Source organism: Prosthecobacter sp. (genome assembly GCF_014879935.1).
Taxonomy (GTDB): domain Bacteria; phylum Verrucomicrobiota; class Verrucomicrobiia; order Verrucomicrobiales; family Verrucomicrobiaceae; genus Prosthecobacter.
Genome location: NZ_JACSRD010000123.1, coordinates 88,224 through 110,503, shown reverse-complemented (window position 1 = coordinate 110,503; position 22,280 = coordinate 88,224). Strand labels below are relative to the sequence as shown.

Genomic DNA, 22,280 nt, shown 5'->3' with positions numbered 1-22,280 from the left:
GAACGTTTTCAGCGTCGTTCGCGCGGTTCTGGAATGCGGCTCAAAACCACGATGGAAACCAGCGAGAAAGCCGCGGCGGCCATTGCGACGAAGTAAAACGAACCGCTGAAGGTGTAAATGAGGCCCCCCAGGCTTGTGGCCAGCAACAGCGACCACACATTGCAGAAACTGAGCACAGCCTGGAGCGTGGAGCGGCGGTCCGGCGGGCAGAGCTCGGCCGTGAGCGTGAGATCACCCACGCGATCCAGGAACAGGCCGAAACCAAACACGAAATAGGCCGCCGTGAAGCCGCTGAAGCTCTCCGTCACGCTGACCCAGGCGCAAAGAATCACGCAGATGATCCGTGAAAGGATGAGCAGCACCTTCCCGCCGCTGTGATAACCCAGCCAGGCCGCCAGCATGCTGCCCAGAATGGTGCCGATGTTTTGAAACGACACGAAATGGCCTTCATCCGCCTCCGGTCTGCCGGTGGTGTGCAGCGCGTGCAGCGTGAGAAACGAGACCAGCATCAAATAACCCGTGCCGGTGAAACGGGCGGCGATCATCTTCAGCAACTGCGGCTGCGAACGGAGCAGGGAAGGCAGGCCGCGCAGGTAACGCCAGTAACTGCCGGTGTGGTGGGGCGCATGATGATGCGTGCAGGGCAGCTCCCGCATGAAGACCTGCGCCAGCCACGACAGGAACAGAAAACCGAAGGCGATCAAATGCAGCAGCGCATAACCGCGCTGTCCTGGCAGGTGCGTGAGCACCTGGTGGATCACCGCTCCAGCCCCCATGCCGATGCACGCCTGGATGATGTAGCGGGAGGCCCAGCCAGCGGCCCGGATGCGCTCCGGAACCATGCGCGTGACCATTTCCATCCACGCCACCACGCCCACACCACCCACGAGGCCGGAGGCCACAGGCGTGAGCACCACCACCGGCAGCAGCCAGGGCCCGGCATCCTGCGCATTCCACAGCAGCAGGCCCGTCACCAGGTAAGGCAGCCGCTGCAACAGGCCGAACGACATCACCCAGGGCTTGAAGTGCGTGAGCTTCTCCACCACCGGCGACACGAACAAACCGGCCAGCGCGAACGCCGCCGGCAGCAGCGCCGGCATGATCGCCACGATGCTCGACCTGCCGCCGAGCTGCTCCACCATCTTCGGCATCACCGTCTCCGGTTGCAGGAAGGCCAGTCCGCCCATGTAGAGACCGCCTTCAAAGCAGTGGCAGACGAAATTCCGCCGCACGATGGGCGGATGATGCGCGTGAGGGGGTAAGGCGGAATCTTCAGGCATCCAGGAGGCCGCCATGGTGGCGCAAACAGGCCCAAAGAAAAGCGATTCATCGGCACCGGTGACTCCGCGTCTCATTATCACCTTTTCCCTCGTAAAAATCCATCCGCGCAACCTTGCGCCGCGTTTCGATTGCTGGTTCAATCACACCACAACCCAACACCTGACGCGCCATGACTCTGAATCCCAAACTCACCAAGCTGCTCAACGAGCAGATCAACAACGAGATGTCCTCCAGCTACGTTTACCTCGCCATGGCCGCATGGTTCGAGGGCACGCCGTATGCCGGCTTTGCCAAGTGGATGTTCGCCCAAAGCCGGGAGGAGACCATGCATGCGCTGAAGTTCTACCAGTACGTCGTCGATCGCGATGCCAAGGTGGAGCTGCAGTCCATCGCCACGCCCAAAAGCGATTTCCAGTCCCCGATCGATGTGTTCGAGCACAGCCTCAAGCAGGAGGAAAAGGTGACGCAGCAGATCAACGACCTGTTCGAAGTTGCCGAACAGGTGAAGGATCACGCCTCGAAGAACCTGCTGCTGTGGTTCCTCAACGAGCAGATGGAGGAGGAAAAGACCGTCCGGGACATGCTCGACCGCCTGAAACTCGCCGGCAACGACCCTGCCAGCCTGCTGGTGCTGGATCGCGAAGCCGGCAGCCGGCCTGCTGGCGGTGGCGGAGGGAAGACAGACTTCGGCGGCGACAGGTGAAGCGTTTTCGATGGAAAAAGCCCCGTGAGGTTCAAGACCTCACGGGGCTTCTGTTTTTTTGCGCTGACGGCATGCGGAAGCCGGCATCGCAACGGTTCTGGGGTAAAAATTCGATGGTGGGAGGCAGTTCCGTTTCACCGGACTGCCTGTCGTGCCTTGTCAGGGTGCAAGGCGCGTGCCAACCCCGCCCATGCCGCTGCTTCTCGCTGGAAATCAGCGTTTCACGGGGGTTGCAACGTCACGGCGAAACACGTGACGGGTGTGCAAAACGCCTGTTTTGGCGGCACTGGGGATGCATCCTGCAACGTCAGGGCAGCAAGGCTTGATCCCACGGCCACAGCGGCGTGAATGTCGCCGTTTCCACCCAGCCGCGCACCGGTTCGCTGCCACTGGGGACCTCGACATAGCTCCAGGCACCCCGTTTCTCCAGCAGGCGCACCTGGCTGCCTGGCGGCAGATCGATCACGCTGCCGGAGGTGAGCGTGGCGGCGGTGAAGGCGCTGACGGTTTCCTTGGCGGTAATCACCACGATGTCATTCACCCGCTGGCCTGGCCCCGGCCGGATCGCGGCGAAGGCGGCGGAAGGAACGAGGACAAGCAGGCCGAGGATGCTGATCACCAGCGCACAGGCCCCGGCCGAGACGCGCCGCGAAGCGCACAGGATGCAGCGCATCAGCGCCAGCAGGATCATCCACGCGCCGGCTGACGCAGCGATGATCCAGGTGTTCTTGCTGAGCAACAGACTCCACTCCTCCAGCGGAGAACCTTCGTCGAAACGGAAGAAGCGCAGTTTTTCGTCGAGATGACGCAGGTTCTGCCGTGTCTCGGGATTGCGTGGCTCCAGCAACTCCGCCCGCTGATACCAGAGCGCCGCACGGCCGAAATCCTCCTGCCGGTAACGTGCATGTCCGATGATCGCGAACACGGCGGCGCTGAGGGCTGGCGGATCGCGGCGGGTGAGGGATTCGCCAAGATACTGCGCCTGGGTGAACTTGCCCGCCGCCAGCGCCTCACGCGCCTGCTTGTAGATGGCGTCGGGTGATTCGTCCGCCGCCGATGCCGAAATGGTCGTCAGCAGCGCCATGACCGCGATCATGGCCGACACGCGCTTCAGAAGCGGGGCCAGCACGCCCAGCACGCGGCTGCGTTCAGAAGAATCGAGCTTTTGATCCGCCGCAGGAGCCGCGGTGAAGCTCTGCGTCTCATAACGCTGGATGATCTGCTGCAATTCCGGAGCCTGCACATCGCCCGGCTGGCTGCGATGGATGAAATGAGCCGCTCGTTGCAGGAAATCGCGGTCGCTGAGCCCCGGTTCCTCCAAACCACGCCACAACTGCTGCAATTCACCCCGCAGGCCGCTGGTGGCCTCCTCGCGACGGCGGCGGAACCACGCCACCAGTGCCGAGAGGATCAGGAGGCCGGCAGGAATCGACTGGATGGCCCAGAATCGCATGCTGTTCGTCAGAGGCACGCTGGCGGCAGCCGTGTTCAGCCACGTCGCCTGGGCAGGCACAGTCATGAGGATGTCGCTGATGTTCGGCTTCGGCTGCTGCACGGCTGGCGGCGTCGGCGGAGCACCAGCAGCGCCCGTCGTGGCATCCGCACTGGCCGCGATGGTGCCCGGATTGATCCGCAGGGCGATGGGTTCCGTGCGGGCGGAGACAAATTTCTTCTGCGTGGGACTGAAGTAGCTCAGTTCAAACGGCGGCAGCTCCTTGTGCTGTTTTTCCGGCACGAAAACCATCGAGTAACCGATGCGGCGGTGGGCGGTGGGCGTGAGGTTTGGATCGATCGGGCCATCCACGTTGTAGCGACGTGGCGGATAGGCCTTCCAGCCGTCCGGCGGCATCAAGGTGGGCGGATTCAGCGCGTCGAAATTCCCCGAACCCTCGATCGTGATGTCCACGGCCAGCGGATCACCCACCGCCAGCTCGTTCGGCGTGGCCGAGGCGATGATGCTGAAGTCGCCGACTGCGCCGGTGAAGTTGGCGGGCTTGCCCTCCGGCAGCGGCAATACCTTGAGCTTCACCTCCTGGCTTTTGACCACCTGTTTGCGCGTCTCGCCGTTGCCCATGAACATGCCAAAGGGCATCCCACGGCGGATCTGGCGCGGATCCTCTGGATAAACCTCGAACAGCAGCTCGCTGCTGGCGGGGCCGACCTTCAATTCGCCCGCGTGGAGGGCGGAAAGCGTGCTGCGGTAGGTGATCACACTGTAGCCGACGCCGTTGATCACGGTTTCAGACTGGTCCGCCTGCTGCGGGAAACGTGCGATGGCGAAGTCGCTCTTGTTCACATCGATCAGACCGACACGACGCAGCATCACGCTGCGCGGGACAAAAAAAGTGGCGCTGATCGGCACCACCTCGCCTTGATAGACCTCCGTCTTTCCCACCTCGATCTGAAGCAGCGGAGCGTTGGCGTCCGCGCCTGTTCCGCCGGGCGTGGAAGGCGGTTCAGTGACGATGAGCCGCACTTCGTTCGTCTTCATCGTCTCGCCATTCACCTGCACGTCCTGCGGCGGGATCACGAACTCCCCCGGCTCCGTGCCGGCGACTCCCCAGGCCAGTTGGGTGGAGAAGACCCGCTCGTTGCCGCGGATCTCGATGTTCTGGGAGCTGGAGATGCCCGAGTTCATCCCGATCTGCACGGGCAGGCGCAACTGCGGCGGGGCGTTGATCGTGCCATTGCTCACCGCGATCACATAGGTGACCACCTGGCCGACCTGGGCGCGGTCCGGCTGGATGTAGGCACGGACGGTCGCCGCAGTCACGCACGTCGCCGTGAACGCTAGGAAAAGGGCGGCGAAATGAAGAAATCCGAATGACGAATGACGAATGCCTGGAAATTTTTTCATGTCAGAAAGCCAGGACCTTTCAGCGTGCCGTCGGGGGCTTTGAATCATTCGGGCTTGGGATTTCATTCGTCATTCTGGTTTCGTCATTCGTCATTGCCGCATCACCAGTCTTTCTTGTTGGGTGGCGGGGTATGGTAGCGGTTGGTGAGAGGCGCTGTGATCTCGTCCATGTATTGACGGATGATGCCCTCGGCCTCGCCCGGGGTGAAGCCGGTGCGCGGATTGCGATCGTTGGAGGCGGCGCCTTTTTTGTCGGATTTCTTCTCCTCGTCGCCGCCACCTTCGCCGGGTTGTTGGCCCTGCTGGCCCTTTTTGCCCTCTTCTTCGCCTTCCTTGCCACTGTCGGCGGCCTGGATGCGGCCTTCGGGCAGTTCTTTGGCGTCTTTGCCGCCGATGCCGTCGTCCGCTTCCTTCTTCTCGCCCTTGCCTTCATCTTCCTTCTTCTGGCCGTCGCTGTTCGGGTCGCTGCCTTCGTCGCCAGGGGATTCATCGCCCTCGTCTCCTTCCTCGCCGGACTGGCCTTCCTGTCCCTTCTGTCCTTTTTGCGACTTCTGGCCCTTCTGCCCTTTCTGGCCCTGGCCGTTCTGCTGCTGTTGCTCCATCTGCTTCATCACCTTGCGCAATTCGTCCAGCGCGGCGGCCACATGGTCGCGATTCTCACGCAGTTCCTTGTTGCCGGGATCGATCTCGACCGCCGCATCGAGATGACGCAAGGCATCCGTCCAGCGCTGGATGGTGATCTTCGGCTGCTGCTGCAGGCCGCGTGCCCCCTGGTCGTAGAGCGTGTGGCCGATGCCGCGGTGGGCCCGTGCGCGCAGGGTGGTGTCCTCCGTGTGCAGCACCTCGCTGAAATTCTTCACGCTGCCGTCGTAGTTCGTCATCGCATGCTCGGCGGAGGCCAGGCCATACAGCAGCTCCTGCCGCGCCGCGTCGTTGTAGGCCTTTTCATCGAGCAGTTTGCGATACAGGTCCCGCGCGTTGGCGTAGTCACCCCGTTCCAACGCCTCGCGTGCGTCCGCAGGCGTCGGATCGTTGCGTTGAATGAGGGAGAACAAGGTCTCCTCCAGGCCTCTGGCCTCGGCGGACGGTCCAGGGAGGAAGGCGATGACGGCCGACGCCAGCACAACGGGACGTGCGGCCGGGCGTGGCAGGGAGCTGATGATCCAGGCGAGCATGAGAAAGACCATACCCAGACCCAGCGGCCATGCAAAACGCTCAATCGGCCGGGAGGTCTGGCGGTTGGCCGACTGCTGCTCGGTCAGGCGGTCGAGCACGGGCTGGATCGCGTTGCGCGTCAGCGGCTGGGTGCCGAGTTTCAGGAAACGGCCGCCAGTCGCGGACGAGAGCTGCTGCAGCACGCCGCTTTCCAGCTTGGAGCGCACCACGTTGTTCGCCTCATCGCGCACGTAGTCGCCTTCGATCTCGGGATTCGGGATGAGCGTGCCTTCCTCCGTGCCGACGCCGACGGTGATGATGATCACGCCGGCGCTGGTGAGGCGCTGGATGTAAGGAACGAGGTTCTGGTCGGCATCGCCGCCGTCGCTGAACAAAACGAGCGCGTAGTTGCTCTTCGGCAGGTTTTTGATCGCCCGCAGCGTCACATCGAGCAGGTCGCCGATGTTGCTGCCGCCCCATTCGATGATCGTGTGATCGAAATACTGCAGCGACTCCATGATGGCGTCGTGATCGGTGGTGAGCGGCGCTTGGAGATACGCGCGTCCGGCGAAGGCCAGCAGACCCACGCGTTCGCCCCGCAGCTCCGTGATCAGATCGTGAGCGGCCAGCCGTGCACGCGTGAGACGATCAGGAGCCACATCGCGTGAAAGCATCGATCGCGAGGTGTCGATCGCGACGAAGACGTTGCGCCCCTTGTCCGGCACTTCGAGCTGCTCCTCTCCCCAGCGTGGCTGGGCCACCGCGAGCACCAGGCAGGCCATCGCGAGGGTGTAGAGCGCGTAAACCAGCCAGGAGCGGCCCAGCGAACGGCCGATCACCAACGCCGGGCGCAGGCGGGCTGCGGTGAAGAGGCGTTCCGCGTGCGAGCCGTGCGCGTCCACCCACAGCTTCAATCCCACAAGCACGGGGACGATCAGCAGGAACCAGAGCAGATGCGAATGGGCGAAGGTCATGACGTTTCTCAAGTGGCGGCCGGTTCGGGGGCCGAATGCAGGAAGGTCAGGGACAGCAGCAGGGCCAGGAACAAGGCGATGGCGGAAACCGCGAGCGGCCAGGGGAACAGTTCGTCCGTCTCGGTGATCTTGCGCCGCTCGATCTTGGTTTTTTCGAGTTGGTTGATCGTTTCAAACACCTCCTGCAGCGTGCTGAGGCTCTGCGCCATGTAGAACTGGCCGCTGCCGATGCGTGCGACCTCCTGCAGCGTTTTTTCGTCGAACAACTGCTGCCCCACCGGCGTGAACGTGCCGCGGCGCGGGTCAGGAATGCTGTGGACGCCCGGCGTGCCGAAGGCGATGGCGTAAATCTTGATTCCGAGCGTCGCCGCCAGTTTCGCGGCATCCGTGGGCGCCAGACGGCCGGAGTTGTTCGCACCGTCAGTGAGCAGCACGATCACCTTGCTCTTGGTGTTCTCACGACGCAGCCGGTTCGCGGCGGAGGCGATGCCGGAGCCGATGGCCGTGCCATCGCCGACGCGCTGGGTCTGCACGCGGTCGAGGTTGTTGATGAGCCAGTCGCGATCCAGCGTGAGAGGGCAGGGCAGGTAGGTTTCGCCCGCAAACGCCACGATGCCGATCTTGTCGCTCTTGCGGCCCTTGATGAAGTCCGCCACGACACGTTTGGCCGCCGTGAGGCGGTTCACCGGCTGGCCGCCGATGTACATGTCCTCAATCAGCATCGAGAGCGACACATCGAAGGTCAGCATGATCGAGATGCCCTCCGCCTTCTCCTCGTCATACGACAGCACCTTTTGCGGACGCGAAAGCGCCAGGATGCCGAACACGAAGCTGATCAAAACGAGGCCGAAGATGAAGCCACCGGCGCGATTGCGTGCGGGACGGCCGAGATCACGCAGCAGCGAGGTCGTCGGGAACTGGATCGCCGCGCGTTTGCCACGGCCGCCATGCAGCAGCGCGAACAGCGGCGCCAGCGGCAGCAGCAGAAGCCACAGCGGATGCAGGATCTGGAAGTCTGGGATGCCCGGGATCGTCATGGCCGCTCCTCCTGCATGCGTTCCAGTGCCTGATCGATGAGCACGACGGACTCCTCATGCGTGCGCGGTGCGGGCATGAAGGAGATGTCATCGCAAAGCCGTGCCACGGGCTCGAAACGCTCGCGCCAGATGCCCTGGGAGCGTGGGATCGGCACACCGGGCAGGCGGTCCGGTGTCCCCTCAAAGATTTCGTTCGTGGTGCGGGCCGGCGCGGGCACCGCGTAGCGCTCCTGCAGGTAGCGGCGCAGGACCTGCGACACGCGGTGGCTGATGTCCTGTGGCGGGATCGACTGTGCGCGCGCCTTGAGATCGTTCAGGGCCTTGAAGGCGGAACTCCATGGCTGGCGTTGTGGCGCGGCCGGCGTCTGTTTTGGCCGCGTCAGCAGAAACACCACGAACGCAATCAGCAGCACCAGCGCCAGGCTGGCGGCCCACGGAATCCACCACGGGGGCGGCAAGTCCACCTTGTCCGGCAGCGGCAGTCCGGGATGTGGCAGCGGGGCTGGGCCTGGGAACTGCGCCAGGACCATGTTGAGGATCGAAAATGCCTCCTTCATCCGCGCCTCCTGCGTTTGCGTGAACGAAAATACGATTTCAAGGCGGGCACGTAGTCGTCATCCGTCCTTACCATGATGCGCTCCACGCCGCTGCGGCGCAGCAGATGCGTCAATGCGTCCTGCCGTTCGGCCACACGACGCGCATACTGCTCGCGCACGGCCGGATGCGAGGTGTTCACGAGGAATTGCTCACCTGTTTCCGGATCTTCGAGGCAGACGCGGCCTGCATCGGGCAGTTCCAGCTCGCGCGGGTCCACGATCTGCGCCACCACGACGTCATGCTTGGCCGCCACGGCCCGCAGGCTCTTTTCCCAGTCGTGATTCGGTGTGATGAAGTCGGAGACGATCACGACCAGGGCCCGATGGGCGATGCGTTCCAGCGCCAGATCAAGCGCGGGCTTGATGTCGGTGCCGCGTTGCTTCGGCTGGATGTTCAGGATGTCACGCAGGATGCGCAGCGCGTGCGGTGCGCCTTTGCGGGAGGGCAGATATTGCTCAATGCCGTTGGAAAACAGCGTCAGGCCCACCTTGTCCTGGTTTTGCACGGCGCTGAAGGCAAACACAGCCGCGATCTCGGCCGCACGCTCGCGTTTCGAGTCCTCCTGGCTGCCGTAGTCGCCGGAACCGCTCACATCGACGCAGAGCATGACTGTGAGCTCGCGTTCCTCGACGTATTTGCGTACAAAAGGGTCGCTCATGCGTGCAGTGACGTTCCAGTCGATGAAACGCACGTCATCGCCCGGCTGGTATTCGCGGAAGTCATCGAACTCGATGCCCTGGCCCTTGAACCGGGAGTGATACTGCCCGCCGAGCATCTCCTTCACCATGCCACGCGTCAGCAGCTCGATGCGCCGCACGCGCTTCAAGATGCGCGTGAGCCTGGCGTCGTTGTCGGTGGCGGAAGGTGCGGACATCAGGAAGGCGATGTGTGGTGATCTTCGATATCAAGACGCCAGCGGCGTTCCACGTCGAGTGAATCAAAGTCTTTGATAAACCGGCCGACGATGCCGCGCATCGGGCCTGAGGGAACACCATGCAGAACCACGCGCTGTCGCAGTCCGGAGACCATCAGATCCCCGCGCTCCCCGAGCTTCGTGACGGAGTTGTCCAACAACCAGAAACTGGTGGACCTCACGGCGAACCACGGCAGCAGCTCCAGTGAGGCGTTCCAGCGGGAAACCAGCTTTTCGAGAGGCACTCCGTGCCCGCCCTGAGCCACTCTGTGCTCAACACGCAGGGCTGAGAGCTCGGGCGAATTCAGCGCGATGTAAATCAGAAAGAGGTCGCCGCCGAGTTCGCGGACGCGTTCAACCAGCGCGCAGTATTTTTTTGTGCTGAGAACCGTCTCCACCACGATCGCGGCACCGGACTCGACTCTTTGCACGATCAGCTCCTCACAGTGGTTGGCGGCGCGGATGAATGTCTTCTTGAGCAGGTCCGGCGGCACATTTTCCCACGACGGGTAGCCAAGCTCATTGAGAAAGCCGAGGGTCACCGCGTCAGGATTGATGAACTCGCATCCGGCGAGTGCGTCGCGAAACACCGGATGGCTGACCGTCGTGGTTTTGCCCGCACCGTTTGGCCCGGCAATGATCCAGAGTTCAGGCTTGGGCATGGGCGTCGGTTTGCTGGGCACTCGCCTTGCCGTCTTGCTCATCAAGATACTTCTCGATGGCCTTCTGCCGGGCTTCGTTGAAGCACCGCATCAGCAGGTGGGTGAATTCCGGACTCCGCGGGTCCACTCGATGGCGACCCTGCGCGGTCGAAGTTTCGACTGCGGCGTTCGCGTTTTCGAGGGTGGGCGGATTCATGGCAATGGAAGGGTATTGTGACGCGGTTTTATCATAAGGGACGGCTGGCGTGCCGCAAGCCCGCCATCAGGGCACCGGGAGCTTGTCGAGCAACGTCTTCACCACGTCCTCGCTCGTCACACCTTCCGCCTCGGCCTCATAGGAGAGCAGAACGCGGTGGCGCAGGATGTCGGGGGCGAGGTCCTTGATGTCCTGCGGGATGACGTAGTTGCGGCCTTGCAGGAAGGCCAGCGCCTTGGCGGCGAGGGCCAGATTGATGGTGCCACGGGGCGACGATCCGCAGCGGATCAGCAGCTTCAGGTGCGGCGCCAGCGTTTCGGGATGACGGGTGGCATTGATCAGGGCCACGATGTAGTCGCGGATCTTCTCGTCCATAAACAACTGGTTCACCACCACGCGGCTGGCGCTGATCGTCTCCACGTCGGTGATCTGGTTCACATCGAGCTTCGGCGCGGAGGTGGCCATGGCGTCGAGCACGAGGCGTTCCTCGGCGGGCGTCGGGTAAGTGACGCGCACCTTGAGCAAAAAGCGGTCGAGCTGGGCTTCCGGCAGCGTGTAGGTGCCCTCTTGATCGATCGGATTCTGTGTGGCGAGCACCATGAAGGGATCCGGCAGCTTGTGTGTGTTCTCGCCGATGGTCACCTGCCGTTCCTGCATCGCTTCGAGCAGGGCGCTCTGCACTTTGGCCGGGGCGCGGTTGATTTCGTCCGCCAGCACGAGATTCGCGAACACGGGGCCCAGTCGCGGCGTGAAGGTGCCGTCCTTCGGATGGTAAACCATCGTGCCGATGACGTCGGCGGGGAGGAGGTCAGGCGTGAACTGGATGCGCTGGAACTTCGCGCGCAGCGTTCCTGCCAGCGTGCGGACGGCGAGGGTCTTCGCGATGCCCGGCACGCCTTCGAGCAGCACGTGGCCGTTCGTCAGCAAGGCCACCAGCAGGCGGTCCACCAGCATGGTCTGGCCCACCAGCACACGGGAGATCTCAGTTCGGAGCGGAGCCACCCAGGCGGAGGCTTTGGCGATGGCTTCCTGGTCAGGAACGGCGGTGGGGACGGCGGAGTCAGGCATGTTAAAAGTGAGTACTGGTCAACGGGGCGGCTTCTCCCGTCAACCTTCAAGGCTCAGGGGAATAACGCCGGCCGTGCCTCTTTATGTTGCTGGAATTTCCCCTGATTCCGCCTTTGATCGCCACGATGACCCTCCAGGAACTCCGTGAACAAGTCTGTGCCGCCAACCGTGCCCTCGAACCCAGCGGCCTCGTGCGCCTGACCTGGGGCAATGTGAGCGGCATCGACCGCGAATCCGGCCTGTGGGCGATCAAACCGAGCGGCGTCGATTATTCCGTGCTCCAGCCGTCCGACATCGTGGTGCTGGATCTCGAAGGAAAAGTCGTCGAGGGCAGACTGCGACCCTCCTCGGACACCAAGACCCACCTGGTGCTGTACCGCGAGTTTCCGAACATCGGCGGCATCACGCACACACACAGCCTGCATGCCACGATGTTCTCCCAGGCCGGTCGTGAGCTGCCCTGCTACGGCACGACGCACGCGGATCATTTCCACGGCACCGTTCCGGTCGTGCGGGCCCTCACTCCGGACGAAGTGGCACAGGATTACGAGCGCTTCACCGGCGTCGCCATCGTGGAGCGCCTGCGGGAGCTGAAACTCGATCCGCTGGAGATGCCCGCCGTGCTGCAACTTCACCACGCGCCCTTCACCTTCGGCAAAAACGCGATGGATTCCCTCAACAACAGCATCGCGCTGGAAATGTGCGCGCAGATGGCGCTCGGCTCGTTTTCGCTCAATCCGGCGATGACGGCGATTCCAGGCCACATCCTGGAGAAACATCACCTGCGCAAACACGGTCCGGGTGCCTATTACGGACAGAAATGATCCGCCACACGATTCCACAGCCTCCCATGCGACTGTTTGCCCTTTCTCTTCTATCCGTGACCGTCCTCGCGGCCTGTTCGGTCGAAACCCGCCACCGTTGGTGGCAGACGCTCGACCCTGCCGGCTACAAACACACTCACAGCAAGGTCTTCAACCCGCAGAGATACCGGGATGAGCCGTCCGAGAAGATGACCGAGCGGGAGATGGCCGAATTCGACCTTTCGCAGTAACGACGCGTCACTTCTGCTTCGCCGCGTAACCGGGAAGCGGTTTGCCGTCTTCACCCAGCTTTCCGCAGGCCCAGAGCAGGCCGCGGGTGACGAGATCGAGGTAAACCGGGTCCTGCATGGTGCTGTTGTTGTGGCCGAGCGTGGTGCCGAACACGCGGCCCGCGCCATACTGGTTCGTCCAGATGCAGTGGTGGTCTTTCTTCGTGTCTTCACCGTAGGCGGTGGCCAGCGGCTTGAAGTTCTCCCACAGCTTCTCGTTCTTGTAGAGCTCGTCCTTCGGGTCCAGCCACTCCTTCGGGAAGCCTTTCATGATCGGATGATCCTCGGCGACGTTGCGCACCTTCAGGTCGCGGTTCTTTTCGTGGCTCATGGAGGTCTGGCCGATGCATTTGCGCCATTCATCGGTCTTCGCGGCACGATAGCTGTGCGTGGAGCAGTGCAGCATCACGGCAGGAACGCCTTCAAAGTGCGGCTTGGCGATGCCTTCGACGAAGGCGACGTCCGTCACCGCTCCAAAGCACTCGTTGTGCAGCACCACGTCGTAGCCTTTGGCCCAGCCCGGCTGTTTGTAGATGCTGACCTGATGCGTGCGGTCGTCCTTCACGCGGGCCTCCTCATGCACGATGGTGAATTCGACGTTCGCACGGGCGCTGATGCCTTCGCTCAAGATCAGCTTCTGGTTCTCGTAATCGTGACAGCAGCCGCCGCATACCATGAGGACTTTGAGGGGCTTCACGTCCTCCGCCTGGGCGAAGGAGAAGGCGAGCAGGGCGAGGGAGAGCGAGAGAATACGGCGCATGGCAGGATGGCTGGATTGAGAGGGGGCGATAATGCGCGGAAAGCCCCGCCTGTCTTTCACGATTATCTGTCCATGCGGCTTCAGCATTGCCGCCGCCCCGGATTTTTTGGTAAAAGGCTCCGCAAAATTCGTTTATGCGCGCTCGGATTCTACCCTTCCTGCTGGCTGTCGTCTGTTTTGGGCAATCAGTGACCCCTCCGGGCCCTGAGGCGGAGAAATATCACCAGATGCTGCTGAAGCGGCCGCAGCCCGGGCTGGTTTATGATCGCTTCTACGCCGCGTGGATGGAAACGGGCACGGCGGAGAGCCTGGCGGCCTATCTGAGCACACGGACCGAATCTGCCGCTGATCTGCTCGTGCTGGCGATCTTCCACGAGCAACGTGGCGATGAAACCGAGGCGCTGAAGGCCTATGCGGCGGCTTTGGAGAAGGATGCGAAGAACGCTCGCGGCTGGTTGCAGCGCGCGAAACTCGAAGCGCGGACGATGGAGTTCGAGAAGGCGCTCAAATCACTGGCCGAATCGGAAAAAGCCGGCGCTGAGGCCTCGATTGAACGGGAGATCGGCCAACTGCGAGGCCGCTGGCTGCTGCGCACGGGCAAACCGGACACCGCTTTGCAGGCGTGGCGGGATCTGCTGAAGGCGAACGCCGATGACGAGGACTTGGTCGAGGAGATCGTCGAATTGCAGCTCGATGAAGGTCTTTTCGCCGAGGCCGAGGCGCAGATGCAGGCGCTGATCAGCCGCACCACGGACGCCTACACGAAGACCGTGCGCAAACTGCGCCTCGCGGACATCCACCTCCGTGCGTCGAAGAAAGACGACGCGCTGAAGCTCATGTCCGACACGCTCGCGGACACCGGCCAGGGCACCTGGATCGAGGGCGAGGTGCTGGCGCAGATCGAGGCGACCTTCCGACGCGACGAAAACGTGAGCGGACTGGCGAAGAAACTGGAGGAACTGCAGGCCACGCATCCGCAGCGCACGGCGCTGGACCGCCAGCGGGCACGGGTGCTGGCCGAACTCGGTGAAAAGGACAAGGCGCTGGCGATCTACGCCACGCTGCTGCAAAAAACGCCGGGACAGCGGGATCTGCGCGAGAGCTACCTCGATCTGCTCGACCGTTTTGAGCAGTTCAAAGAAGCGATCGCGCAAACCAACGTGCTGCTGGAGCAATCGCCGGACGATCGCGAGCTGCTGATCCGCCTCGCGACCTTGCAGGAGCGGGCGAAGGACAAAGCGGCCTCGAAAGCCACGCTGGAGAAGTTTCTGGCCGCGAAGGCCACCACGGAGTTCGATCACCTGCGCGTGGCCCGGTTGTATGAGAGCTGGGAACGCGGCGATGACGCCACGGCGGCTTACGAGCGCATGGTGGCGGCGTTTCCTGCCAGCACCGCCGCGAAGGAGGCGCAGGCGCATTACTTGCATCGCAGCGGCAAACGCGATGCCGCGCTGGCGATCTGGCGTGACCTCGCCAAGAACGGCGACTTGGGCCAGCTCATGGCCGTCGGCCAGGCTCTGATGGCGCGGCTGGAATCGCAGGCGGCGATGGAGGTTTTGCAGGCACGTCTTGCCGAATTCGAGCGTGACGAACGTTTCCTCGGCCTGCTGGTGAACGCGGCGCTCGGCTCGAAGAAGGAAACGGATGCCGTTCCATGGGCGCTGGCCCGGGTTCGGGCGACTTCGGATGCTTCATCGCTCGATGATGCGCTGCGTCAGGCAGTGACCGCTTTGAAGTCGTCCGAGGAAAAGATGACGGCCACGCTGAACGAACTGCGAGCGAAGCCCGGCAGCGTCCAGGAGCGCATTTTGCTCGCTACGCTGCTGGAGGAAGCGCAGGACCGCCTCGGTGCTGAAAAGGTGCTGCGGGAAATGCCGCCGGAGCATGCGCTGGCCGCGCAGACACGCTTGGTGAAGCTGCTGGAGTCGCGCCAGGACTGGCTGCGGGCCGCGCAGGAGGCGGAAAAGCTCGTCAGCCTGCCTCAGGGACGCAATTCGACCCACGTTCAGCAGTTGGTCGATCTCGTGGAGCGTGCCGGAAAGCCTGAAGAGGCGCTGAAGTGGGTGGCGGAGTGGAAGAAGCTTTCGCCGGGCTCCACCACGCCCTGGTTGCGTGAGGCACGGCTGCTGCAGCAGTCCGGCAAGGCACGCGATGCTCTGCCGGTGCTCACCGCCGCAGCCCGGAAATTCGAGGACGACGAGTCCGTGGCAGACGCCCTGGCCTCCGCGTATGCGGATCTCGGCCAGATGAGCGACGCGGAGCGGATTTACCTCGGTTTGTTCGAGAAAGAGGAGAAGCCGGAGGACAAAATGCGCTGGGTGGCCACCCTGGCACGTCTGGCGAGTGATCGCGGCCAGTTGAAGCCGCTGATCGACAAGTTCGTCGAGCGTCAGCGCACCAATCGTGGCGATGCCTCGTCCTGGCTGGCGCTGGCGGAGATTCATCGGGTGGCAGGCAACACCACCGAGCAGGAACGGTCGCTGCGCGAGGCGATGCGGCTGCGGCCGGATGATGTGACTCTCGCTTTGCAGATCGCTCGTGCCGATCTGGACATGGGCCGCTGGAAGCAGGCGGTCGAGGGGCTGGAGCGGGTCGCCGTCCGCGACAAAGGATCACGCGTGGAGCAGATGATCGCCTCGATCCAGATCGAGTATGGCGACGCCAACAAAGGCTACCGCCTGCTCTACGAGATCGCCGGTGGGGCGCAGATGGCGGCTGATGATGCGCTGGCGCTCGCCAAAGGCATGACCGCGCAGCAGGACTGGAAACGGGCCGCCAGCTTCCTGGAGCCGCTCGTCCGGCAGCATGCGCAGGATTATCGCCTCGGCTACCTGCTGGCCGTGTCGCTGGAGGAGGAAAGCCGCACGGCGGAGGCCACCGCCCTTTTCATGCGTCTCATGGCGCAACAGGAGGAGCTGCCTTCAATCGCGGCCGCCCGGAAGACGCCCGACACGCGCAGCGCCTACCTGGCAAAGCTGGAGAAGCGCGTGCCGGAGGGCTTTGTCGATCTGATCCGCCTCACGGATTACGGCAGCGGTTACCAGGCCTACAACTACCGCAACAATGCGATTCGCTTTTCGGGCCAGACCGCCAGTCGCGCGGTCATGGCACCCGCGAGCCTGGGCAACTTGCGTTCCATGGGGCTGGCGCATCTGGTCGCGTTGTTGAAGCTGGAGACGACGGAAAAGCAGGCCGCGCTGATCGCTGAGGCCGGACGTCTGGGCGTCCCGGCGGCCCGCTACCTGGACATCTTTGACCTGGACCAATACCACCGTCTGCAGATGTCCCCGGATGCGCTGGAGAAGCATCCTGGCGATCTCGTCATCCTGGCCCAACTGACGAGCAATTGGGACAACGTCAGCCTCGACACGGCCACGAAGGCGTTTGAGGCCTTCAAGACAACACATCCTGAGCTGGCGGCCCAGGCGGCCCTGCAGGCGGTCCAGGCCGACAGTGAAAAAGGAGCGCCGATGATCGTCGCGGCCCTGGACGCCTTGGAGAAAGTGCCGGCGGAGGAGATGCTGAACGTGGGAACGGCCTTTTACTATTTGGGGTCCGCCATCGGTGGCTCCCAAAGCATGCGGGACAATTCCTCGTCCACTTTCCTGTCTGAACCTGTGCGCAAACGCATCCTGGCGCTCATGCTGAAGAACCTCGACCGCGTCAGTCCCGACGCGGGGCCGAATCCGATCATGAACACCGGCCTTCCGAATGCCGCGAACGCCTGCCGCACGCAGCAGGCGTGGCGGGAGTTTGTCGATCTCCTGGAGCGTGAGGTGCGCATCTGGCGGGAGCATGAACCGACCCGGCAATCATGGACAAAATCGGTGAGCCAGTTCAATCGCCGGTCGCAGAGCACCAGCACGGAAATGATCAAGCGACTGCCCTTTCCCGGCGGAATGGCGCTGCCGCCGATGCTGACGCTCTACTTCAGCCGCAAGGACCTCTACAATCCCGACCCCGGCGACAAAATGGAGCCCGAGCCGGAGGACTACGCCGGGGTGAAGCCGCTGCTCGACGGCGTGAAGTCAGCTCCGCTGCGCATGCTGCTGGCCTACAAGGCCGGAGATCGCGACCGCGTGAAAGCGGAGGTGCAGAAGCTGCTGGATGCGCCGAATCCCTCCGTGGATGACCTCCTGCTCGCGGCATCCTGGCTCAGCATCGAGGATCAATACGACCGCGTCATCGAGCTGCTCGTCCGCGCCTCAGGCATGGCCATTCCGGCGGAGGTGCGGTCGTCCTTCGACGCCGCGCTGGCTCATGCGGCGCTCAAATTGAAACAGCCGGCCGGAAGTCCTGGGCTGGAACCGGCGCAGATGGCCGTGCGCCGCCTGCGCAGCGCCCGTGTGACCTCTGAGCAGAAGGAGGAGCTGATCGCCGCGATGAAATACCTCGGCCTGGCCGATGAGGCCGATCAGTGGTCTCGCGTGGCCATCGTGGCCGCCCCGACCGTCACGCAACGTTCGTCCTACAGCTACAGCAGCTCGAACATCGACACGAAGAAGCTACAGCAACTGGCGGGCGGCAAAGACGAGGAGGCACTGGTGAAGGAGGCGGTGAAGCAGCTGCACAACGCCATTTCCTACATGAACAACAACAACCAGAGCTACGCGATCAGCCGTGCGAAGGAGATCATGCGCATCGCCAGCCGGCCCGCCGTCCAGGCAAAGGTGAAGGCCGCCTTTGATCCCGGCGAGTCGGCCACGCCGACGAAGCTCTTCGAGCATGCGCAGTTCCTTGAGCTGATTGCCGACCAGGCGGCCGCGCAGAAGACGCTGGAGAAGATCGTGGCGGTGAATCCGCAGCATTACGACGCCCGCCTGCGCCTCTGCGCCCTCATCGCCCAGACCGATCCGCAGCGGGCTGTCAAACTGATGGCCGAGGTGCCCATGGCCGCGTTTCAAAAGTCCAATCTCGGCAACCAGATCATCGAGCTGCTGAATCGCGACAGCTCGCTGCCTTTTGAGGGCCGCATGAGCATCACCGCCTCCTTTGCCGCCATGCTGGACGCCGCACCGCCGGGAGCGGGCGTGAAGGGCCTCGAATGGATGGTGGACCTGCCCGCCATCATCGCCAACCAGACCTATCGTGAGCCACGTCTGCCTCATTTATATGCCCGCCCCGGACACTCGGGCAACGATTCGTCGGAGCGCTACCTCCCCGCCGACAGTCCGCAGGGCAGGCGCCGTCGCGAGGTGCATGACCAGCTCTGCCTTGCCTTCATGAAACACCCGGTGCTGGCGGAGGAGGGTTTTCGCCGCTTCGCCTGTGTGACGCTTCAGGACAGCGGCAGGCTCGATGAACTGTCAAACCTTGCTCGCAAGGTGCTGGAAGAGGCGAAGCAGGCACCGCGGAACTCTCGCTCGACGAATGTGACCCGCCGCTACGGTTTCTATCAGGAAGTGGCGGGCTTCTGGGCTCCCGCTCCAGCCGAGTTCCTCGTCTGGCGTGCCTGGAAGGACAAGCAGCCAGAAAAGATCGAGCTGGAGGTGATGCCGCTGGCGAAGGCGGCGCTTGATCCAGCGCAATACACGCTGCTCCAGGCCGAGGTGAAGCTCTGGACGTGTCAGCCTGAGACCTTCGTCACCACAGCGCGTGCCTACCTGACCACGGCGTCGGCACGCGGCCGCTCGAGCTACGGCCAGGACCCCTTCGCCGTATGGGTGGTGGACCGCTGGGAGGAACGCGGTCTCAAGGACCTGTTGCTGGACGACCTGGTGGCCGACACACTGAAGCAAAACAGATCCTTCAGCAGCGCCTACGCCGTGCAGCATTACATCAGCATCCGTGCGCGGCTGAAACCGGAGGAGCCGATGGAGCCCTTCCTGATCCGCGTCATTTCCGCAGCTCTCGGCGACAAACGCGACACCTGGGTGAAGACCATGCAGCCCACGATCCTGTCGTATTATGGTCGTGGCGGCTCCATGAACAACCAGGCCGCCTACAGCCTGCTGCAGACGATCAGCAACCTCGTGCGCAATCCCGCCACCTTCGGTGCCGGTTTCCACATGGCCAGCCTGGTCGGTGCCACTGACAACGCGAACTGGGTGCGCAACAGCGAGTACAACATGGCCGCCGTGCTCAAATCGCCGGACAACCTGGTCTCCGCGCTTCATTCGCTCGGATGGGCGGGTGAAGCCGCCCAGCTTCGCCTGCCGGAGGAGCCGAACTGCCTCCAGGTGACGCTCTTGAAGAAGATCCGTGAGAATCGCGACACCGCGAATGACCTGGGCAGCCGTCTGGCGGCGCTGAAGACCCGCACCTTCGGCGTGGAGTTCTGCGAGGCCTTCTTGCAAGAGGCACCGGCACCCGCATTGACCGCCCTGCTGAAACGCCGTGCCGCCGACGTGGCAATGATCCCGGTGAACAGCGGCCCTGCCATCATGACGCTGATCAAATCGCAGATTCCCGCACTCCACCAGCCGGCGAACGCCGACCCCGCGCTCGTGAAGGTGCTGGAGCCCTTCCTCGGCGCTGAACAGAAGAAGTCACTCGATGAAATCGACCGGTGGATCGCTGCGACACGCACCGACGACATCACCACCGACCACGAGGCCTACGACGCCAAGCTCGTCGAGGCGCTGCGCACCTTGATTCCGACCGATCGCGACAAGGCTGAGAAGCTCTTCCTCGCCGCCTGCGCTTTGGTCGAGGCGAAGGAACGCTCCGGCGGCTGGGATGGCTACAGCAGCGGCAATGGCTGGACCGCGCGCTCAGAGACCTTCGACGATCTGCTCCGCAAAATGCCGAAGATCGAGGCCATCGGCTTTGTGATGCGGCTGTACCACACGGACACGACGGGTTACTTGGCGATGAACGGCTGGTCGCAGAGCTCCGGCTACGGTCAGGCGCTGATGGAAGTATGGCGCAACAACGGCGGCGGCGGTGCCATGGGCCGCGGACTCGATGCGATGCTCAAAGCGCTGTCCACGCAGCTCGGTGACACGCCGCACACGCTCGTCGGCATCGCCTTCCACGACTTTTTCACCAAGCTGCCGGCCGCCCAACGCGTCGCCGCGCTGAATTGGGCGGTCAAAGCGCCCAAGGATCATCCGCAGGCCGCGCTGGTTAAGGAACTCGACTTCGCCGGCCGCGTCTTCCTCGCTTTCGAACCGCAGACGGCGCAGAACGAAGGCACCAAGAAGGCCATCGAGGCTGCTGGCGGCCTGCAACCGGCCTGGGAGCACTATCGCGGCCATTTGAGCAACAAGAGCGTCAATGCGCGCGTGCGGCAGGCGCTGGCGCATCACCTGGCCTACAAGGCGGTCGATGGCATGGACGCGGAATGCGCGAAACTCGGCGCAGCGGCCGCTTTGGAGTCACAGAAGCAGAAGCACTGCCTGCACGGCTATCAATACGCCTGGATCATGCGCGGCTTCAATCGCCTGCCGGTCGATGACGCGTGGAAAGCGGCCGCGCAGGAGCACTGGGACGCGTGGCTGGCCCGCTGCAACAGCGGCGGCCTCTCGGCCTACAATCCCTGTGACTGGGTCATCAACAGCGTGCTGCGCATGACCGCACGCGCCGGCAACGACGACTGGATGCGTGAGATGCTGCGCCGCTTCCATCACACGCTCAGCAACGAGCCCTCTGGCATCGCCAGTCTCATGTCTGGCGGCCAGCCGAAACTGGCGGCGGAGCACTTCACCGCCGAGTGGCGCGGCTTCTTGATGGATCCGCAGAAGGAACTGCTGTGGAGCAAGGAACTCGTCGAAAACCTCCCCGTCTTCAAAGAAGCCTGCGGTGACCCCGGACTTGCCTTCCTGGGCGAGATTTACCTCTCCTACCTCAAAGATCCCGCCAAACACGAGCAGGCGGCCATTCCTGGCTTCAAGAGCCGCGACGAACGCTTCAAGGACCTCGCGCGACGTTTCAAGGAGACCAGGTTCAGCAACGATGAGATGCGCAAGGACAGCGTGGAGATCCTCAGCCAGTTCTACGACGCCGCGAAGATGATCCACACCGATGTCGATGCCATTGCTGCGAAGACGGACCTCAACGCACTGGCCGCCATCGAGGAAACGTGGGAGCACTGGCGCCAGCTGAAGCCGCTGCAATTCTCCCTCGGCTGGAAGGCGGTGCAGGGTGACGTGCAGCCCAACATCGCGGCCTACGATGTCGCTTTGAAGGCCCGCTACAGCCAGAGCTACTACCAGCGCTCCGCTGTCAAAGAAACCGGTTGGGGGCCGACCTGGGTGGCAAACTGGCACTGGTCGCACGAATCCGAAGCCGGCCGCGAGCCAAACATCCGCACGGTGCTGCCTTTCCTCGAACACGTGATCGCGAAAACACCCGAGGACTTGCGTGACCTGCACGTGGCCGACTGCATCTCGCAGAAGTGGCTCATCCATGTGGCTAGCAATGAGCAGCCCGTCTTTGAGAAATGGCGCCAAGGGCTGAGCGACGCCGACAAACGTGACTTCAAGAAGCGCATCCAGGGCCGCTGGGAAATGTGGGACTACATCCGGCAGTTCGCCGGCACGCAGAAGCACATGCGCCTCTCGCCCGAGCAGCGCGGCCAGCTCGTCGCCGCTGTCGCCAAAGACGAATGGTGTGCCACCAAGTATCCAGCCACCGGCCCCGGCATCCCGAATCTCGCCAACGACCTCGTGCAGAAGAGCCGCGTGTTCAAACCGGAGGAGTTTGCCGCCGCCGCCACCCCGATCGCCGAGGCCCTGCCGCGCATGGGCCGCACCGCCAGCGAAGCGGCCGATCTCCTCGCCGCCAACGGCAAAACGGACGCTGCCGCCGGCCTTTACGCCCTCGCCTTCCAGCACGCGCGGAAGGGCAATGAGAAAGACTACAACCTTGCCGCCGGTTACGCGGTCAAACAGGCCGAAGTCCTCGAACGCACCGGCAAAAAGGCCGAAGCGGCCCAAGTCCTCGCCCAGCTCGACGAAAAGCGCCTCGGCGCTGGCATCAAGAAAACCCGCGAAGCCGCCCTCAAACGCCTCCAACCTGCCGGATAGCCAAAACGGCGCGCA

General features: G+C 63.3%; 14 protein-coding genes. 4 read left to right on the top strand and 10 right to left on the bottom strand.

What is annotated here, in order from left to right; translation table 11 throughout:
- Positions 1 to 8: 8 nt before the first annotated feature.
- Positions 9 to 1,295 (bottom strand): MFS transporter, encoded by a 1,287-nt coding sequence (locus IAE77_RS09535; protein ID WP_294225257.1) that lies wholly within the window; start codon positions 1,293 to 1,295, stop codon positions 9 to 11.
- Between the two features lie 155 nt (positions 1,296 to 1,450).
- Here IAE77_RS09535 and IAE77_RS09530 point away from each other — a divergent pair, with 155 nt between their 5' ends.
- On the top strand, positions 1,451 to 1,984 hold the full coding sequence (locus tag IAE77_RS09530) for a ferritin (RefSeq protein ID WP_294225254.1): 534 nt from the start codon (positions 1,451 to 1,453) through the stop codon (positions 1,982 to 1,984).
- Between the two features lie 307 nt (positions 1,985 to 2,291).
- Here the strand turns inward: IAE77_RS09530 and IAE77_RS09525 are convergent, their stop codons facing one another.
- From IAE77_RS09525 to IAE77_RS09490, 8 genes are all read right to left on the bottom strand, one after another.
- Positions 2,292 to 4,841, bottom strand: a complete 2,550-nt coding sequence (locus IAE77_RS09525) for a BatD family protein (protein ID WP_294225251.1) — start codon at positions 4,839 to 4,841, stop codon at positions 2,292 to 2,294.
- Positions 4,842 to 4,942: 101 nt separating this feature from the next.
- On the bottom strand, positions 4,943 to 6,970 hold the full coding sequence (locus IAE77_RS09520; RefSeq protein WP_294225248.1) for a VWA domain-containing protein: 2,028 nt from the start codon (positions 6,968 to 6,970) through the stop codon (positions 4,943 to 4,945).
- 8 nt (positions 6,971 to 6,978) lie between these two features.
- Positions 6,979 to 8,007, bottom strand: a complete 1,029-nt coding sequence (locus tag IAE77_RS09515; RefSeq protein WP_294225246.1) for a VWA domain-containing protein — start codon at positions 8,005 to 8,007, stop codon at positions 6,979 to 6,981.
- A complete protein-coding gene (locus tag IAE77_RS09510) occupies positions 8,004 to 8,564 on the bottom strand; it encodes a DUF4381 family protein (protein ID WP_294225243.1) in 561 nt (186 codons plus the stop codon). The genes IAE77_RS09515 and IAE77_RS09510 overlap by 4 nt, the downstream gene beginning before the upstream one ends.
- Positions 8,561 to 9,478, bottom strand: coding sequence for a DUF58 domain-containing protein (locus IAE77_RS09505; protein WP_294225240.1), 918 nt, complete (start codon positions 9,476 to 9,478; stop codon positions 8,561 to 8,563). The genes IAE77_RS09510 and IAE77_RS09505 overlap by 4 nt, the downstream gene beginning before the upstream one ends.
- The gene (locus tag IAE77_RS09500; RefSeq protein WP_294225237.1) at positions 9,478 to 10,179 is read right to left on the bottom strand and encodes a zeta toxin family protein; all 702 of its coding nucleotides are present in this window, start codon (positions 10,177 to 10,179) and stop codon (positions 9,478 to 9,480) included. The genes IAE77_RS09505 and IAE77_RS09500 overlap by 1 nt, the downstream gene beginning before the upstream one ends.
- Positions 10,166 to 10,375 (bottom strand): hypothetical protein, encoded by a 210-nt coding sequence (locus IAE77_RS09495; protein ID WP_294225233.1) that lies wholly within the window; start codon positions 10,373 to 10,375, stop codon positions 10,166 to 10,168. Before IAE77_RS09495 ends, IAE77_RS09500 begins: the two co-directional genes overlap by 14 nt.
- Before the next feature lie 66 nt (positions 10,376 to 10,441).
- A complete protein-coding gene (locus IAE77_RS09490; RefSeq protein WP_294225230.1) occupies positions 10,442 to 11,443 on the bottom strand; it encodes a MoxR family ATPase in 1,002 nt (333 codons plus the stop codon).
- A gap of 83 nt (positions 11,444 to 11,526) precedes the next feature.
- Here IAE77_RS09490 and araD point away from each other — a divergent pair, with 83 nt between their 5' ends.
- Positions 11,527 to 12,267, top strand: a complete 741-nt coding sequence (gene araD, locus IAE77_RS09485; protein ID WP_294225225.1) for an L-ribulose-5-phosphate 4-epimerase AraD — start codon at positions 11,527 to 11,529, stop codon at positions 12,265 to 12,267.
- A gap of 26 nt (positions 12,268 to 12,293) precedes the next feature.
- On the top strand, positions 12,294 to 12,497 hold the full coding sequence (locus IAE77_RS09480) for a hypothetical protein (RefSeq protein ID WP_294225222.1): 204 nt from the start codon (positions 12,294 to 12,296) through the stop codon (positions 12,495 to 12,497).
- A gap of 7 nt (positions 12,498 to 12,504) precedes the next feature.
- Here IAE77_RS09480 and IAE77_RS09475 read toward each other — a convergent pair whose 3' ends face one another.
- Positions 12,505 to 13,296, bottom strand: coding sequence for a ThuA domain-containing protein (locus IAE77_RS09475; protein ID WP_294225219.1), 792 nt, complete (start codon positions 13,294 to 13,296; stop codon positions 12,505 to 12,507).
- 188 nt (positions 13,297 to 13,484) lie between these two features.
- Here IAE77_RS09475 and IAE77_RS09470 point away from each other — a divergent pair, with 188 nt between their 5' ends.
- A complete protein-coding gene (locus tag IAE77_RS09470) occupies positions 13,485 to 22,265 on the top strand; it encodes a tetratricopeptide repeat protein (protein ID WP_294225216.1) in 8,781 nt (2,926 codons plus the stop codon).
- Positions 22,266 to 22,280 lie beyond the last annotated feature (15 nt).